General features: G+C 57.5%; 17 protein-coding genes. 5 read left to right on the top strand and 12 right to left on the bottom strand.

Going from position 1 to position 14,679, the window contains the following annotated elements; all coding sequences use genetic code 11:
• Positions 1-182: 182 nt before the first annotated feature.
• From ACR0AZ_RS07790 to ACR0AZ_RS07755, 8 genes are all read right to left on the bottom strand, one after another.
• On the bottom strand, positions 183-1,262 hold the full coding sequence (locus ACR0AZ_RS07790) for a coiled-coil domain-containing protein (protein WP_170423295.1): 1,080 nt from the start codon (positions 1,260-1,262) through the stop codon (positions 183-185).
• A 210-nt stretch (positions 1,263-1,472) separates the two neighbouring features.
• Entirely contained in the window at positions 1,473-1,904 is a 432-nt protein-coding gene (locus tag ACR0AZ_RS07785) for a hypothetical protein (protein WP_480471145.1), read from the bottom strand.
• A gap of 225 nt (positions 1,905-2,129) precedes the next feature.
• Complete coding sequence (locus ACR0AZ_RS07780; protein WP_480471146.1) at positions 2,130-2,597, bottom strand: Hsp20 family protein; 468 nt, start codon at positions 2,595-2,597, stop codon at positions 2,130-2,132.
• Positions 2,598-2,719: 122 nt separating this feature from the next.
• Positions 2,720-3,511 (bottom strand): trypsin-like serine peptidase, encoded by a 792-nt coding sequence (locus ACR0AZ_RS07775; RefSeq protein WP_480667176.1) that lies wholly within the window; start codon positions 3,509-3,511, stop codon positions 2,720-2,722.
• A gap of 23 nt (positions 3,512-3,534) precedes the next feature.
• Entirely contained in the window at positions 3,535-4,320 is a 786-nt protein-coding gene (locus tag ACR0AZ_RS07770) for a trypsin-like serine peptidase (RefSeq protein ID WP_480667175.1), read from the bottom strand.
• A 115-nt stretch (positions 4,321-4,435) separates the two neighbouring features.
• The gene (gene glcF / locus ACR0AZ_RS07765) at positions 4,436-5,749 is read right to left on the bottom strand and encodes a glycolate oxidase subunit GlcF (RefSeq protein ID WP_480667174.1); all 1,314 of its coding nucleotides are present in this window, start codon (positions 5,747-5,749) and stop codon (positions 4,436-4,438) included.
• A gap of 3 nt (positions 5,750-5,752) precedes the next feature.
• Positions 5,753-6,853, bottom strand: a complete 1,101-nt coding sequence (locus tag ACR0AZ_RS07760; protein ID WP_480667173.1) for an FAD-binding protein — start codon at positions 6,851-6,853, stop codon at positions 5,753-5,755.
• Positions 6,854-6,916: 63 nt separating this feature from the next.
• Positions 6,917-8,356: an FAD-linked oxidase C-terminal domain-containing protein gene (locus ACR0AZ_RS07755; protein ID WP_480471151.1), complete on the bottom strand. Its 1,440-nt coding sequence runs from the start codon at positions 8,354-8,356 to the stop codon at positions 6,917-6,919.
• A gap of 79 nt (positions 8,357-8,435) precedes the next feature.
• On the opposite strand from ACR0AZ_RS07755, the gene ACR0AZ_RS07750 reads away from it, so the two are divergent.
• Positions 8,436-9,146 carry a DUF599 domain-containing protein gene (locus tag ACR0AZ_RS07750; protein ID WP_480471152.1) on the top strand — a complete coding sequence of 237 codons (711 nt, stop codon included), beginning with the start codon at positions 8,436-8,438 and terminating at the stop codon, positions 9,144-9,146.
• A gap of 35 nt (positions 9,147-9,181) precedes the next feature.
• Positions 9,182-9,529 carry a hypothetical protein gene (locus tag ACR0AZ_RS07745; protein WP_480667172.1) on the top strand — a complete coding sequence of 116 codons (348 nt, stop codon included), beginning with the start codon at positions 9,182-9,184 and terminating at the stop codon, positions 9,527-9,529.
• On the opposite strand, the gene ACR0AZ_RS07740 is transcribed toward ACR0AZ_RS07745, so the two are convergent.
• The 4 genes from ACR0AZ_RS07740 to ACR0AZ_RS07725 form a co-directional block, all read right to left on the bottom strand.
• Positions 9,526-10,011 carry a flavodoxin family protein gene (locus ACR0AZ_RS07740; RefSeq protein WP_480471154.1) on the bottom strand — a complete coding sequence of 162 codons (486 nt, stop codon included), beginning with the start codon at positions 10,009-10,011 and terminating at the stop codon, positions 9,526-9,528. The two genes, ACR0AZ_RS07745 and ACR0AZ_RS07740, sit on opposite strands and share 4 nt — an antisense overlap.
• Before the next feature lies 1 nt (position 10,012).
• A complete protein-coding gene (rlmH, locus tag ACR0AZ_RS07735) occupies positions 10,013-10,483 on the bottom strand; it encodes a 23S rRNA (pseudouridine(1915)-N(3))-methyltransferase RlmH (RefSeq protein WP_480471155.1) in 471 nt (156 codons plus the stop codon).
• A gap of 44 nt (positions 10,484-10,527) precedes the next feature.
• On the bottom strand, positions 10,528-10,890 hold the full coding sequence (gene rsfS, locus ACR0AZ_RS07730; protein ID WP_480471156.1) for a ribosome silencing factor: 363 nt from the start codon (positions 10,888-10,890) through the stop codon (positions 10,528-10,530).
• A gap of 162 nt (positions 10,891-11,052) precedes the next feature.
• A complete protein-coding gene (locus tag ACR0AZ_RS07725; protein ID WP_480667171.1) occupies positions 11,053-12,405 on the bottom strand; it encodes a mechanosensitive ion channel family protein in 1,353 nt (450 codons plus the stop codon).
• 90 nt (positions 12,406-12,495) lie between these two features.
• On the opposite strand from ACR0AZ_RS07725, the gene ACR0AZ_RS07720 reads away from it, so the two are divergent.
• Genes ACR0AZ_RS07720 through ACR0AZ_RS07710 form a run of 3 tightly spaced genes read left to right on the top strand, consistent with a single transcriptional unit; the run spans position 12,496 to position 14,642 of the window.
• Positions 12,496-12,603 (top strand): isopropylmalate isomerase, encoded by a 108-nt coding sequence (locus ACR0AZ_RS07720; RefSeq protein ID WP_170725371.1) that lies wholly within the window; start codon positions 12,496-12,498, stop codon positions 12,601-12,603.
• A gap of 43 nt (positions 12,604-12,646) precedes the next feature.
• Positions 12,647-14,050 (top strand): 3-isopropylmalate dehydratase large subunit, encoded by a 1,404-nt coding sequence (gene leuC / locus ACR0AZ_RS07715; RefSeq protein ID WP_480667170.1) that lies wholly within the window; start codon positions 12,647-12,649, stop codon positions 14,048-14,050.
• A gap of 37 nt (positions 14,051-14,087) precedes the next feature.
• Entirely contained in the window at positions 14,088-14,642 is a 555-nt protein-coding gene (locus tag ACR0AZ_RS07710; protein WP_480660039.1) for an HdeD family acid-resistance protein, read from the top strand.
• The last annotated feature ends 37 nt before the right edge of the window (positions 14,643-14,679 follow it).

Here is a 14,679-nt window from a genome sequence, read left to right as displayed (position 1 = left end):
AATGTCACCAAAAGAACACCCGCTATCAGCACAAGTTTAGTCACCAAATGGTCTGGCATCCAATTAGCTGTCAGAAGAAGCAAAGTTAGGAACCCGCCAAAGACAACAAAGAGAATCCCTATTCTGAACCTGTCGCGTATACCCTTTGGCTTGCCTTTGGAACGGAACGTCACTGAAGCGCCTCACCCGCCATACAAATTCTTATCATGCTTCTCGACAATCGAGGCGAACCGGCGGGCAAAGCGTTCATCCGCCTTGGCCTTTTTCTCCAGCACGTCGCGGGCAAAGACCATGTGGTCCTCATGCGCCTCGAGCATGTCGGCCATTTTCTGGTTGGTCGCGGTGCCGATAGCGGCCATGGCGGTTTGCGCCTCTTGGTCGGTTTGCACACCGATCTCGTTGATGCGGTGGGCCACGTCCTGCTGCTGTGCAGTTTTCAGCGATTTGGTCAGGGCGTCATACAGCACCACGCGTTGTTGCGTGTCTGTCTGCAGCTTGTTGATCAGCACCATCTGCGTCGCCGCCTGATTTTGGAGTGAATCGACCCAGGTTTTGCCCTTTTCGATATAGCGCTCCAGCGTCTGAGACTTGGCCAGCTTGACCTGCTCTTCCTGAACCTTGGCGTTGTACTGCTTGTTCAACTCGGCCAGTTCAGTTTCCAGCTGGGTCCGCGCAGCGGCGTCCTGTTCGACGCTGATTTTGTTTTCCAGCGTGATGATTGTCGGGTCCATACCCTGAATCTCGGCGCGCAGTGCTTCCAACTCGGCCACCGTCGCCTCACGGTCATCCAGCGTGACAGTTAGGTTGTCTTCGACCTTGACGCGCTGTTCCTCCAGTACCGACAACTGCCCTTCCAGCAACTTTACGATCACATCGGACTTGGCGATCAGGTCCTGCAGCTTGTCATCAATATTGGCGGTGCGCATGCGTTCCTGCCGCATGGACTCGGATTTGGCCTTGGCGAAGATGCCGACGAACGACTCCCACCCGGTTTTCGAACGCATTTCGTCGAAATCCTTGGAAAACGCGTTGGTCACGTCGTCGAGCCCCATGATCAGCTCGGCGATGTTGGCGTTCATCACCTCGGTATGGGCGTGCACATCTTCCAAAGTGGCATTTTCAATGTCGATATCCGCCTCGGCGGTTCCGATCTTGGCACGAGCTGCTTCGATCCGTGAGGTCAAGCCTTCAATCTGCGATTGGCTTTCGCGGACTTTCTGTTGCGTCTCTTGAATCAATGCTTCGAATTGCTGGTTCGACATCTGCTATCCCTATTCTTCTTATCATCCAATGACATAGAGAATGTTATGGCAATTTACATCCCCTTGGGTCTCCAAATCACCAAGACTGTGACAAACTCGACGCCAAAAAGATAGACGCAGAGACAAGGCCGAGACACATTGCCTGCTGGTTTTCAGAAGGGAAAATAGAAGCGCTTGGTTTTCTTAAGTTGATGCTGCCGATGGGCAAGCTCAGTAGTTCGAATACCGGAAATTAACCACAGAATCATCTTGAATAGCGCAATGGGCTTTTATGTGGCTCCGCGCATCATTGCTGTCCTTCGAGCGCGCGACCTCCAAATCAATCAGATCGATGCCATCAGAATTCGTCGTATAGGAAAGCGTCCGCTCAAAATCGACGGCATAGTAGCCTTGATTGCTCATGGCGGTGTGGGTCCGATGCATACAAAGCCCGATCGCATTCTCCTCGGGCGAAATATGCGGGTGCTTCTGGTATTTTGATCCGTGCTTGTGATGGTGTTTGGCGATCGACGCTCCCAGCACACCCAACGCGACCCCAGCGATAAGCGCTCCGGTATCGTTGGCACGGGTTGGTGTCGCGGTCAGTGTGGTCGATGCAACAACGGCACAGACTATAGCGGCAAAAACGGATTTCATTCGCATCTATTTCGTCTCCCTCTGAAGGCAGTGAACAAAATTCAGTTCATTGAAGTGTTCCAGAAGAGACTAGCCTGACGACCTAAACTATTGCCAGATCTTAGTGAGAACGTGCTGCCCGCCATGTCCGGGGTCACGTTGGATACAACTTCGCCCCGCGCCTGGAGGAACGCGGGGCGTGTGTTGCGATAATCCAGAGAGGAAGAGATTACCGCAAGGTGATCAAATGCCTCAGTTCACGGCCTTGGCGTCAACTACGTCCTTTTCGATGGCCTTGGCCGAAGAGATCTCAATCTTGCGCGGTTTCAGGGCCTCAGGCACCTCGCGCTTGAGGTCGATGTTCAGCATGCCGTTTTCGTGGCTCGCGCCGGTGACGCGCACGTGGTCGGCCAGAGCGAAACGGCGCTCGAATGCGCGGGTGGCGATGCCACGGTGCAGATAGCTGCGCTCTTTGTCTTCAGCGGCTTTCTTGCCAGAGACGACCAGCGAGTTCTCTTTCACTTCGACCGACAGATCGTTTTCCGAGAAGCCGGCGACAGCAACAGAAATCCGGTAGGTGTCGACGTCGGTTTTCTCGATATTGTACGGTGGATAGCTGGGCTGAGCCACGTCGTTGGTCAAAACCCGGTCCATCATATCTGCAACGCGGTCAAAACCGATGGTTGCGCGGTGCAGCGGTGCAAAATCAAATGTACGCATGTGTCATATCCTCTTCATTGAGCGATTTGCGAATGTGCCCTCCGTTTTGGACGGGCGGTGATTGCACGGGCCCCTGTTCAGGCGACCCGATACAGCTCAGATGGGAAGAGAATTGGCGCGGTTCAAGACCCGCCTGCGCTGATAAACTTGGCGCCAGAACTTGATTTGTCAGTCCCCGGCTGCAGCCTGCGGATTGTCGCAGTCGGACGCGGCGCATCGCGGCGCATCATAGCCTTCAGTTCCGAGACGATGCCTGAAAGCTCCATGCCGTAGCCGATCTTGCGACGGCCGTCAGACGCACCCGCAGATACAACCGAGAGAATCTGCCAGCGTGGCCCGTTCTTGGCCAGGATCGCGGAACCGGACGATCCGAATGTGATGTCGCAATCAAAACTGATCAACCCCTGCCCGCGCTGCAAAATCTGGCACGATCGCTGACGCGTGATCGCCTCGGCCCGACCGCGCCCGTATGAGGCGACGCTGATCTCGCTGTCGGTGACTCGCCCACTGAACAAGGCGAACGGATCGGCGATGGCATAAGGAATGGGTTCTTCCAAGCGCATTAGAGCCACATCAACGCGGATTCTAGGCACGGAAACCGGGGCGTTGGCGATGAAATCTGGATGCGCGGCGATCTGGATAACCTTGCGCTCTGCAAGAGCTTCACCATCACTTAACCCCGCGCGAAAGGTCACCTCTCCGGGGGCATAAGGTTTACCGGTTGCTTTGTTCAATGCGCAATGCGCAGCCGTCAACACCATGTCCTTCGCAATCAGGGTGCCGGTGCAGAAGCCACTGCTGCCGATATCGAGCCGACCGACGGCCTCCCAACCGTACAGGTCATCGCGATCAGTCAGACGTCGCTTGCCACTGTTCTGAGCGTTCGCGGAAGTGAAAAGAACGGAAAAGATCAATGAAAAAATAAGAAAGGATCGGGTCATGGTTTCAGAAATTTCGCTCCTAGATTCTTGGAACCGTTGACCCGTGATGCGTTCAGGCCGCGCCCTTGCGACAACTCGGCTTGCAGCAGCTCAAGCGACTGATCCAATGCTGTGCCCAGCGCCACGCTTTTGCCGTGCATCTCGGCCTTGGCGGCCACGACAGAAACAATGCGCGGACGCTCACCATCGAATGAGAAGATTGGTGCCCCAGAAGACCCAAAATCGACATCGCAGGACATCACCAGAATACCGGCCTGACGCGCCATGACCGAGCAGACCTCTTGCAGTGACGGCGCCTCGGCCCGGTCATGGGCATAAGATACTACACCTACGTCCTCGCCGTTTGACGGGCGATCTCCCGTTTCAAACGGCATGACAGCGGTATTCCGGATCGGCTGCCGCAGCTCGATCAATGCAATATCGTGACGCACCCGCGTAGCCGAGGACCCGCCATCATATTCGTACTGGGGATGTACGACAGTGCGCTGTGCTGCCCGATAGGCCAACGCGTGACCCAACCGCCAGCCAGCCAGAAACTCGATCCGTGCCGGATCAATCGGTTGCTTTGTAACCTTGTCGAACAGACAATGCGCTGCCGTCAGCACCAACGTGGGCGAGATCAACGCCCCGGTGCAAAATCCGGTTCCGTCGATATCCAGACGCCCCACAGCCATCCACGCACGTCCGGCATGCGAGGTCTCAAGGCGTTCCAGCCCGGTATCCTGTGCCTGCGTGGCCATGGGGAGCAGGCTGAGTGCAAAGGCGGTGATCCAGTTGCGCACGTGGGTCTCCGGTCATTGGGTCCGGCCCCGAGTCGTACGCGCGAGGTGCGGCAAAATTAGGGCAGCACCGCCTCAGGGCTTTGACCCCCAACAATGCCGTGTTGCTCCAATGGGATCAGCGCAGGATAGGAACCTCCGACGATTCTGCGCACATGGCGCGCGGACGTGGGCCTCCGGTTGCCCAATCCAACAGTTCTACCGTATGCACCACGGGCGTCTTGGCGCCAGAACCGATCTGCATCATGCAGCCGATATTCCCTGCCGCGATCACATCCGGTTTCTTTGCCTCAAGCGTGCGCACTTTGCGCTGCTTCAGCTTGGCTGAAATCTCGGGCTGCATCAGGTTATACGTCCCGGCACTGCCACAACACAGATGGCTGTCAACAGGCTCTAACACGGTAAATCCGGCCCGCTTTAACAGATCTTTCGGATGCGATTTGATCTGCTGGCCATGTTGGAGCGAGCATGCCGCGTGATAAGCAACAACCAAATCCTGACCCATCATTTCCGGCAGATCGAGTTGCACAAGCAGCTCGCTGATATCCATGGCAATCTCTGAGACTCGCGCGGCATCCTGCGCCAACGGATCGTTGCGGAACATATGACCATAGTCTTTCACCGTCGTACCACAACCGGATGTGTTTATGACGATGGCGTCCAGCCCATCCGTATCCATCTCACGCGCCCAGGCACGAATATTGGCCGCGGCGGCACGGTGACTTTCGGCAGTCTTTCCCATGTGATGGGTCAACGCACCGCAGCAACCTGCACCTTCGGCCACGACCACCTCACATCCCAAACGCGTCAACAGGCGGATCGTGGCGTCATTGATTTCCGTATTGAGTGCCTTCTGTGCGCAGCCCGTCATCAATGCAACCCGCTTTATCGGCGTGCCTTTGGGTGTGAAACTCTGCGGATCGTCATTGCGGCTGACCGGGGGAATATGTTTCGGCGCCATGTCGAGCATCGCCCGTAATCTGGCATCTGGCATCAGGAACCTGAACGGCCTACCCAGCTTGGCCCCGATCAGCGCCCAGCGAAATCGCATCGGATAGGGCAATATCCGCGACAGAACCCAGCGCAGCATACGATCTGTCAGAGGCCGCTTGTAATTTGCCTCGATATATTCCCGTGCGTGATCAACTAGATGCATATAGTGCACGCCCGAAGGACAGGTCGTCATGCACGCCAGGCATGAGAGGCACCGGTCAATATGTTTGACCGTTTTCTCATCCGGAACACGCTCATTCTCCAGCATGTCCTTGATCAGATAGATACGGCCGCGCGGGCTGTCCAACTCATCGCCCAGTACCTGATAGGTGGGGCAAGTCGCTGTGCAAAACCCGCAATGCACACAGCTCCGCAGAATCTCGTTCGAGCGCTGGATCGCCGGGTCCTGCAGTTGCTTTTCACTAAAGGTCGTCTGCATCGCCTACCCCATTAGCCCCGGATTGAAGATACCGCGTGGGTCAAATTTAGCCTGAATTCCTCGCGTTAGAGCCGAAATAGCCGCATCCTCTGGTTGAAATCTCCCAAGTTTTGCGAAGGTCTCATGATCCGCACGCACCAGAGTCGCATGGCCAGCAAATGCACCCAACCGGGTTCTGAGATTCGTTCCAGCCGGGACGCATACCCAGATTAACCCGCCGCCCCAGTCAAGCAGCAACTGGTCGGCCTTGGCGCGAGCGACGATCTCTGATGCATCGCCGGGTTTGACAGACAAACGCCAGACGTCCCCTTGCTTGCCCTTAAACGCATGAACATCGCGAATGGCCGTCCAGATCGACGCAGGGTCAACCTCTTCTGACACAGAACCTAACTGCCCTAACACCGATGTCAGTCTATCAACCCGATACGCAACTGAATCTGCAAAACCTTCGACCCTAACAAAGGCTTTTTGTGCACCTGGATCATACGCCGCGCCGGTGACCTCAAACGGAGATTTCAACGCCGCCGACAGCGCTTGCACCGCCGTTTCGACATTTGGTACCGCAATCGTTAAGGTCGCGACCTGTTCCGGTTTGGGTAACACTTTCAGCGAGACTTCTGTCAACACACCCAAAGTGCCCCATGACCCGCCCATCAGCTTGACCAGATCATAGCCAGTGACGTTTTTCATTACCCGGCCACCATTCTTAACCACTTGGCCAAGACCATCGACGTAACGCACGCCCAACAGAAAATCCCGACAAGCCCCCGCCTGAATGCGCCGAGGGCCCGATATATTAGCCGCGACAACCCCACCAATGGTCGGTGTGCCTTCGATCCCCAGCAACCCGCGATGATCCATCGGCTCAAAAGCCAGTTGCTGCCCTTCCGCATCCAGCGTCGCTTCAATCTCAGCCAATGGCGTCCCCGCCTGTACCACAAGGGTCAACGCTCCGGGCTCATAAAGTGCAATACCGCTCAACCCTGCTGTGCTCAGCACAGGTTCCGCCCCGGTCACCCCGCGCGTTCCGCCACCGGCAATCCGCACGGGACCATTCAGCCCCGCCACCATCTCGGCCAGTTCCGCTTCTGTCTCTGGTCCCATATCACTTCTTCTGTTCAAAAATAATCAGTAGCCTTGCACCACGTAAGGCACAGATCTGGCCCGCTATTCTGCTGCCATCCGACGCCCCTCAGACGCGTCCAGAGGGAACACCTTTGCCGGGTTCAACAACCACGCTGGATCGAACACATCCTTGACCGCCATCTGCGCCTCAAGATCAGCGGATGCGTATTGATGATGCATCAGATCGCGCTTTTCGATCCCCACGCCATGCTCGCCGGTCAGGCAGCCGCCCTCATCAACGCAGAGCTTTAGGATCTCGGCCCCGAAAGCCTCGCATTTCTCAAGATCGCCAGGCTTGTTGGCATCAAACAGGATCAGAGGGTGCATATTCCCATCCCCCGCATGAAAGACATTGCCGACGGGCAGGCCGTATTCGACGCTCAACTCGCCGATCCGGCGCAACACGGCAGGCAGTGCAGAAACAGGTATTGTTCCATCAAGGCACATATAATCGTTCATCTGCCCCATCGCCCCAAAGGCCGATTTTCGACCCAGCCAGATCTTGGCGCTTTCCTCCGCCGACTGACTCTCACGCAATTCGACCGGGTTGTGCCGTTTGGCGATCTCAACAATCTTCGACAATTGATAGTCGATCTCGGCCTCCGAGCCCTCAACCTCGACAATCAACAACGCTTCGCAATCGGGATATCCAGCCTTGGCGAAATTCTCACAGGCCTGAATACACAAACGGTCCATGAACTCGATCGCGACTGGTAGGATGCCCGATTTGATAATGTCAGAGACACATTGGCCAGCGATCTCGTTGTCATCAAACCCCATCAACACAGGCCGGGCGCCCTCTGGCTTGCGCAGAATGCGCAACGTGGCCTCAGTCACCACGCCCAGCTGCCCTTCGGAGCCGCAGATAACGCCCAGCAAGTCCAGCCCACCCGCGTCCAGATACGCGCCTCCGATCTCGACCACGGTGCCGTCCATCATCACCATGGTCACGCCCATCAGGTTATTCGTGGTCACGCCGTATTTCAGACAATGCGCGCCACCTGAGTTCATCGCGATATTGCCTGCAATCGCGCAGGCCAATTGGGATGACGGATCGGGCGCGTAAAAGAAATCTTCTTCCTCGACCGCGCCGGTGACGCTCAGATTGGTGCGGCCCGACTGAACTCTGATGAAACGGTTGTCATAGTCGACCTCCAGCACATCATTCATCCGCGCCACACCCAGAATGACGCAATCCGCTGTGGGCAAAGCACCTCCGGCCAGCGAGGTGCCCGACCCGCGCGGCACCACCGGCACGCCCTCGTCGTGGCAAATGCGCAGAATATCTGAAACCTCCTGCGTGTTCGACGGCAGAACGGCCAGCATCGGTGGGCATCGGTAAGCGGTCAGCGCATCGCATTCATAAGCACGGGTCTCAGCAGGGTCGTGAATGATCGCGTCTTCAGGCAGAACCTGCGACAATCGCGCGACGACCTGGGATTTGCGGCTGAGGACCGCGGGGCTTGGCGTGGGCATTTCCATGGCTGACCTCCATTTGGTAAAATAATATTACCAATTTATCCGTCTGGCAAGTTCGCACCTGCGGTCCTACTGTCGCAGCATGACCTGGATTGATCGTGCCGCTCTGTTTTCGTCGTTGGACTACATCGCCATCACACTGCTGCTTGGTGCTTGGCTGGGCATCGGCTGGCGCATCGAAAACCCCTCGCCCAAAAAACAATCCGTGGCAATGATGATGGACGACTTTCGTCGCGGTTGGATGCGGGAAATGGTCACCCGGCAACCTCGCATGTTCGACGCACAGGTCGTGGCAGCGATGCGGCAGGGCAGTACGTTTTTTGCATCGACCACGATGATCGCGATTGGTGGCGGCTTGGCGCTGCTGGGAAATACCGAGCGTCTGGCCGGTGTCGCCAATGATTTGGCTATTGGCAGCGCGCCAGCCGTTGTGTGGGAGATCAAGATACTGATCGTGATCCTTTTTCTCGCCAACGCCTTCCTGAAATATGTCTGGGCCCATCGCCTATTCGGCTACTGCGCGATTCTGATGGCCGCGGTGCCCAACGAGCCCGAAGACCCCGCCGCTTATCCACGCGCAGCGCAAGCAGCCGAGATTTGCGTCACCGCTGCCCGCAGCTTTAACCGTGCTTTGCGGGCGACTTATTTTGCACTGGCGTCATTGGCTTGGATCCTCGGCCCCGTGGCCCTGATGGTCGGCGCGGTAATCACCTTTGGCGTGCTCTATCGGCGGGAGTTTGCATCGCAATCCCGTTCCATCCTGATGAAACAGACGGCTAACACAAAGACGTGATCCCATTTGCGGCACCGAAACCGTACATTCACACCATGCGATATGTGATTCTTGCGACCCTTCTGGCCAGCCCCGCCTTTGCCGATGATCCCGTGATTGAAAACGTCACCGCCAAGCAAAGCGGCGATACGTGGCGATTCGACGTAACCGTCTCGCATCCTGAAACCGGCTGGGATGATTATGCCGACGGTTGGCGCGTGCTGGATATGGACGGGACAGAGCTTGGGATGCGCGTACTGCATCACCCGCATGAGAACGAACAGCCCTTTACCCGGTCATTGAGTGGCGTCGCTATCCCGGTCGGTACTGCTCAGGTACAAGTTCAGGCCCGCACCAATGTGGATGGTTGGGCAAAAGATACCTTTGTGGTTCCCCTTAACTAAAACACGCCCAGCGTCAGACCCGCGCCCAGCGCCGCGCCGATTTCGCGGCATTGCTCCAGTTGATCCTGTGGAATGGTCTTTTCGGCCAGAATGGCCTCAGACGTTTGCGCGTGGGTGCAGAGGATCAGCGGTGGCTGCACCTCTTTCAGCCGCCAGCCGGTGGCAATACGGGCGATCTGGCGGGCGGCGTTTTCCCCGTCGGACCCGGCGCAGATCATCTGGGCATAGGGGCGGCCTTCGATCTTGCCCAGCACAGGATAGTAGCTACGGTCGAAGAACTCTTTCATGAGGCCCGAAATCGCCGCCAGATTCTCGGGTGCGCAAAAGATGTAACCATCAGCGGCCAGCAGGTCGTTGGGCCCGGCTTGATCGGCGAATTTCAGCACGACCTCCGCCTCGTCCCGTGCCGCTTCGGCTGCGGCTTCGGCCATTTGCCGGGCACCGCCGGTGCGCGAATGGTAAACGATCAGAAGCTGCGCCATGTCAGACCCGGTGATAGGGACCGCCCGACAAGATGGTTGCGGCCCGATAGAGTTGCTCGGCCAGCATCACACGGACCAGCATATGAGGCCAGACCATCGATCCGAATGAGATGGAAAAATCTGCTTCAGCCCGCAGGTTAGGATCTATTCCGTCCGCTCCACCGATGATCAGCGCCAGATCCTGCCGCCCGGCATCGCGCCAGCCGCCCAGCTTCTGCGCAAAATCCGGCGACGACATCACCCGCCCGCGTTCGTCCAGCGTGCAGATCACAGCGCCTTTGGGCAGCGCCTTGCGCAGCAGGGCAGCCTCGGCCCCCATGCCCGCGTTTTTCTTGTCTTCAACCTCGATCACCCGTGCGGGACCAAGGCCCAGCGCACGGCCGGTCCGGTCAAAACGGGTCAGGTAGTCGTCAAGCAGGGATTTCTCCGGTCCGGCGCGCAATCGCCCAACCGCAACTATGCTGATACGCATATCTCTCTCGCCTCCGGCCCTTCAATACAGGCCGGGATGGCGCCTCAGTTCGCCGAGGCGCTGCCGCCCTGAGGCAGCCACATCTTTTCCAGCTGATAGAATTCACGCACTTCGGGGCGGAAGATATGGACGATCACGTCGCCCGTATCGATCAACACCCAGTCGCCGGCATCCTTGCCTTCGACCTTCGAGGTGAAACCGAACTCCTGCTTGATACGATCCATCAGCTTTTCCGCCATGGCCGAAACCTGACGGGTCGACCGACCCGAGGCAATCACCATGTGATCCGCAACAGAAGACTTACCTTGCAGGTTGATCTGCACGACGTCTTCGGCCTTGTCATCGGAAAGTGAGGAAAGGATACGTTCAAGCAGCTTATCGCTGATTGACTGAGAGCGGGCCATCATGCTGGCCCCATCTTCGGCGGGCAAACCCGCCTGTGTATGTAGAGACAGGACATAGTCCTCCTTTGCAACGCGCCGCCAAATCCCCGGCGCTGGGGTACTAATAAGGTAACAAGGGGATTGCAACATTTCAATAAACGCGCTGTTTCAGTCCGTGACATCCGCTCACTCTTTGGCGAGCTGTTGCGCCTCGGCGTCGTCGGACAGCAGGCGCACTTCGCGCTGCGGGAAAGGCAGCGAGATCTCTTCGGCCTGAAATGCGTCCCACAGCGCAAGATAGACATTGCCCCGGATATTGGTCAGCCCCTTGGTCGGATCGCTGATCCAGAACCGCAGCACATAGTCCACGCTGCTGTCGCCAAAACCGGTGATGTGGCAGACAGGCTCATGTGACCCACCGCTCAGTACCCGACCGACGGTTTTCACGGCCCGGATCGCCGTGGCACGCACCTTGTGCGGGTCATCGCCATAGCTGGTGCCAAACTCAAGATCCAGCCGAACGAACTTGTCGGAATGCGACCAGTTCACAACCTGATTGGTGATCAGGTCTTCATTCGGGATCAGGTACTCCCGTCCGTCCCGCGTCACCACCGAAACATAACGTGCGCCAAGCGCGTTGATCCAACCAAACGTGTCGCCGAGCGAGATCACGTCACCGGGTTTGATCGACCGGTCCATCAGGATGATGATGCCCGAAATCAGGTTCGAGACCACCTTTTGTAATCCGAAACCGATCCCCACACCGATTGCGCCAGATAACAGAGCTATCCCCGTCAGATCGAAGCCCAACGTGCGGATCGCCGCCATGAAAACCGCGCCATACAGCAGCACCTGAATGCCCTTGGCCAGCAGGACCTGCATCGACGGCGTGATGTCATCGTTGCTCTTAAGGCCACGCTCCGCTGCCCGAGTTCCGAGCCGAGCAAGCGTCAACAGCACGCCGATCAGCAGAACCGCTTTGATGATCCCCAAAGCCGAGATGTGCAGATCACCGATAGACAGCGCCACGCCGTCGAGAAACCCTGCGACGTCATCCGTCAGGTTCAGCGCAATCAGCGTTGCATAGACCCACGTGGACCACTTGAATATCTGCCGCAACGTCCGATTGCGCACCAGCCGCGAGACCAGCGCAATCGCAAGCCAAGCTGCAGCCAGTGTCGCAAAAACGCCAATGATATAGCTGCGCGAGGGCCATGTTGCCTGCTGCATGATCCAATACAGGCCCCACGAGAGCACCACGAAATAGACCAGAGTAAGACGGCGCATCAGCTGGATCAAAATACGCAAACGCCATTTCGGCCAACCCGTGCGGGCACGGGCCCAAGTCTCCCATCGGGTCTGGGTCAACAGCTTCAGCAGAAACGCCAGCCCCCAGAGGAACAGGATGATAACCAGTTGGTATTGCCGCCAGCCCGGCGTTACGATCAGCTCGATCAGGTTTTCCAACTGTTCTGAAAAGGCCGCCGTCATGTTGGCATAAAGCTCGGACAGCGTTTCCGGTAGCAAATCCTTATTCATGTCCCCAGCTTGGACAGCGTTGATGCGCGATGCAAGCCCACAGCCGGATTGAACCTTGATTGACGACAAACCCCGTTATATCTGGTGCGCATGAGACTCAATGTGGCCCAAGAACAGAATCTGGAAGACCGCGCGCGCCTGCGTGAACGGTTCTTTGGGGCTGCCCGCACGGTCTTGGCCTGCCTATCGGCGGCCTGAGCCAACTCGCCAGCTATTTCTCATTACATACGGGAGAGGACCGATGTCCCCCAAAACACTCTATGACAAGATCTGGGATGCCCATGTCGCGCATGAAGCCGATGATGGCACCTGCCTGCTTTATATCGATCGCCACTTGGTGCACGAAGTCACTAGTCCGCAGGCCTTTGAAGGTCTGCGCATGGCCGGTCGACCAGTACGCGCACCAGAGAAAACCATCGCTGTGCCGGATCACAACGTCCCAACCACGCCGGATCGGGTGAACGGGATCGAAAACCCCGAATCGCGTATTCAAGTCGAAGCTTTGGATAAGAACGCCAAGGATTTCGGCATCCACTATTATCCAGTGAATGATATTCGTCAGGGTATCGTACACATCGTCGGCCCCGAGCAAGGCTGGACCCTGCCCGGCATGACCGTTGTCTGTGGCGACAGCCACACCGCCACTCACGGTGCATTCGGCGCGCTGGCGCATGGTATCGGCACGTCCGAGGTTGAACACGTACTGGCCACGCAGACCCTGATCCAAAAGAAATCCAAGAACATGAAGGTCGAGATCACCGGCAAACTGCAGCCGGGCGTGACCGCCAAGGACATCACTCTGGCCGTGATCGGGGAAACCGGCACCGCGGGCGGTACCGGCTATGTCATCGAATATAGCGGCGAAGCGATCCGCGATCTATCGATGGAAGGCCGCATGACCGTCTGCAATATGGCCATCGAAGGTGGCGCACGCGCGGGTCTTATTGCACCAGACGAGACCACGTTCGAATATGTCAAAGGTCGCCCTCATGCCCCGAAAGGTGCCCAGTGGGAAGCCGCGATGGACTGGTGGAAAACCCTCTATACCGACGAAGGTGCGCATTTTGACAAGGTCATCACCCTGCGCGGCGAAGACATTGCTCCGGTCGTCACATGGGGCACCAGCCCCGAGGATGTACTGCCGATCACCGCATCCGTACCGCACCCCGAAGATTTCGAAGGCGGTAAAATCGACGCGGCCCGCCGTTCGATCGAGTACATGGGTCTGGAAGCCGGTCAGAAGCTGAGCGATGTCGAAATCGATACCGTTTTCATCGGCTCATGCACCAACGGCCGCATCGAGGACCTGCGCGCCGCGGCTGAGATCCTGAAAGGTAAGAAGATCAAGGACGGGATGCGCGCCATGGTCGTGCCCGGTTCGGGTCTGGTGCGTGCTCAGGCCGAAGAAGAAGGTCTGGCGGACATCTTCAAAGAGGCCGGATTCGAATGGCGTCTGGCCGGATGCTCGATGTGTCTGGCGATGAACCCCGACCAGCTGCAACCGGGCGAGCGCTGCGCTGCGACTTCGAACCGCAACTTCGAAGGCCGTCAGGGTCGAGGTGGACGTACCCATCTGCTGAGCCCGGCGATGGCTGCCGCAGCGGCAATCACAGGACGGCTGACAGACGTCCGCGAACTGATGTAAGGTGCCCTCATATCTAGATATTTGAGGGATTGAAGACATGAGTGACTGGATCAAATGGCTTTTGCTTGGACTGCTGTCCATCGCGTTTGGCGTCTTTGTACTGGGCGCGCCGGTGGTGGCATCCGTGGCCGTAACGGTCGTGACCGGCGTGTTGCTGCTGATTGCGGGCGCATTGCAGATTGTCGGCGGCTTCACCGTTGAAGGCGCTGGCAACAAGATCCTGTCGCTCATCATGGGTGCGGTCATGCTGTTTCTGGGCTGGTCCTTCCTGGATCACCCGCTGCAGGGCACGCTGACGCTGGCGACCGTGATGCTGATCCTGTTCATGGCAGGTGGCATCGCGCGGGTCATCCTGTCGTTCCAGATGAAGGGAACGCAGTTTTTCTGGCCCACGCTGATCTCGGGCATCTTGTCGATCGTTCTGGCCGGTATCATCTGGTCTTATGCGGCGGCGGAACCCGCGGCCCTGCTGAGCTTGCTGGGTATCCTGCTGGGCATCGAGATGCTGTTCAACGGGTTTGGATTGGTCTTCATGGCGTTCTTCGTCAAGAACGCACCCAAGGACGAAACAACAAAAGCCAAAGAGGCTTAAACGCAGGGTACAGGGCGCGGCCCTCTCCTGCAGGAGT

It is taken from the genome of Ruegeria sp. BE3 (genome assembly GCF_056538865.1).
This window is presented reverse-complemented; position numbering and strand designations above follow the sequence as displayed.

Coding starts and splice junctions, on each gene's coding strand:
- ACR0AZ_RS07745 (WP_480667172.1), top strand. CDS start 9,182: ATGCGATATGTGATTCTTGCGACCCTTCTGGCCAGCCCCGCCTTTGCC.
- ACR0AZ_RS07720 (WP_170725371.1), top strand. CDS start 12,496: ATGAGACTCAATGTGGCCCAAGAACAGAATCTGGAAGACCGCGCGCGC.
- leuC (WP_480667170.1), top strand. CDS start 12,647: ATGTCCCCCAAAACACTCTATGACAAGATCTGGGATGCCCATGTCGCG.
- rlmH (WP_480471155.1), bottom strand. CDS start 10,483: ATGCGTATCAGCATAGTTGCGGTTGGGCGATTGCGCGCCGGACCGGAG.
- ACR0AZ_RS07790 (WP_170423295.1), bottom strand. CDS start 1,262: ATGTCGAACCAGCAATTCGAAGCATTGATTCAAGAGACGCAACAGAAA.
- ACR0AZ_RS07755 (WP_480471151.1), bottom strand. CDS start 8,356: ATGGAAATGCCCACGCCAAGCCCCGCGGTCCTCAGCCGCAAATCCCAG.
- ACR0AZ_RS07780 (WP_480471146.1), bottom strand. CDS start 2,597: ATGCGTACATTTGATTTTGCACCGCTGCACCGCGCAACCATCGGTTTT.
- ACR0AZ_RS07740 (WP_480471154.1), bottom strand. CDS start 10,011: ATGGCGCAGCTTCTGATCGTTTACCATTCGCGCACCGGCGGTGCCCGG.
- glcF (WP_480667174.1), bottom strand. CDS start 5,749: ATGCAGACGACCTTTAGTGAAAAGCAACTGCAGGACCCGGCGATCCAG.
- ACR0AZ_RS07710 (WP_480660039.1), top strand. CDS start 14,088: ATGAGTGACTGGATCAAATGGCTTTTGCTTGGACTGCTGTCCATCGCG.
- rsfS (WP_480471156.1), bottom strand. CDS start 10,890: ATGATGGCCCGCTCTCAGTCAATCAGCGATAAGCTGCTTGAACGTATC.
- ACR0AZ_RS07750 (WP_480471152.1), top strand. CDS start 8,436: ATGACCTGGATTGATCGTGCCGCTCTGTTTTCGTCGTTGGACTACATC.
- ACR0AZ_RS07725 (WP_480667171.1), bottom strand. CDS start 12,405: ATGAATAAGGATTTGCTACCGGAAACGCTGTCCGAGCTTTATGCCAAC.
- ACR0AZ_RS07760 (WP_480667173.1), bottom strand. CDS start 6,853: ATGGGACCAGAGACAGAAGCGGAACTGGCCGAGATGGTGGCGGGGCTG.
- ACR0AZ_RS07785 (WP_480471145.1), bottom strand. CDS start 1,904: ATGCGAATGAAATCCGTTTTTGCCGCTATAGTCTGTGCCGTTGTTGCA.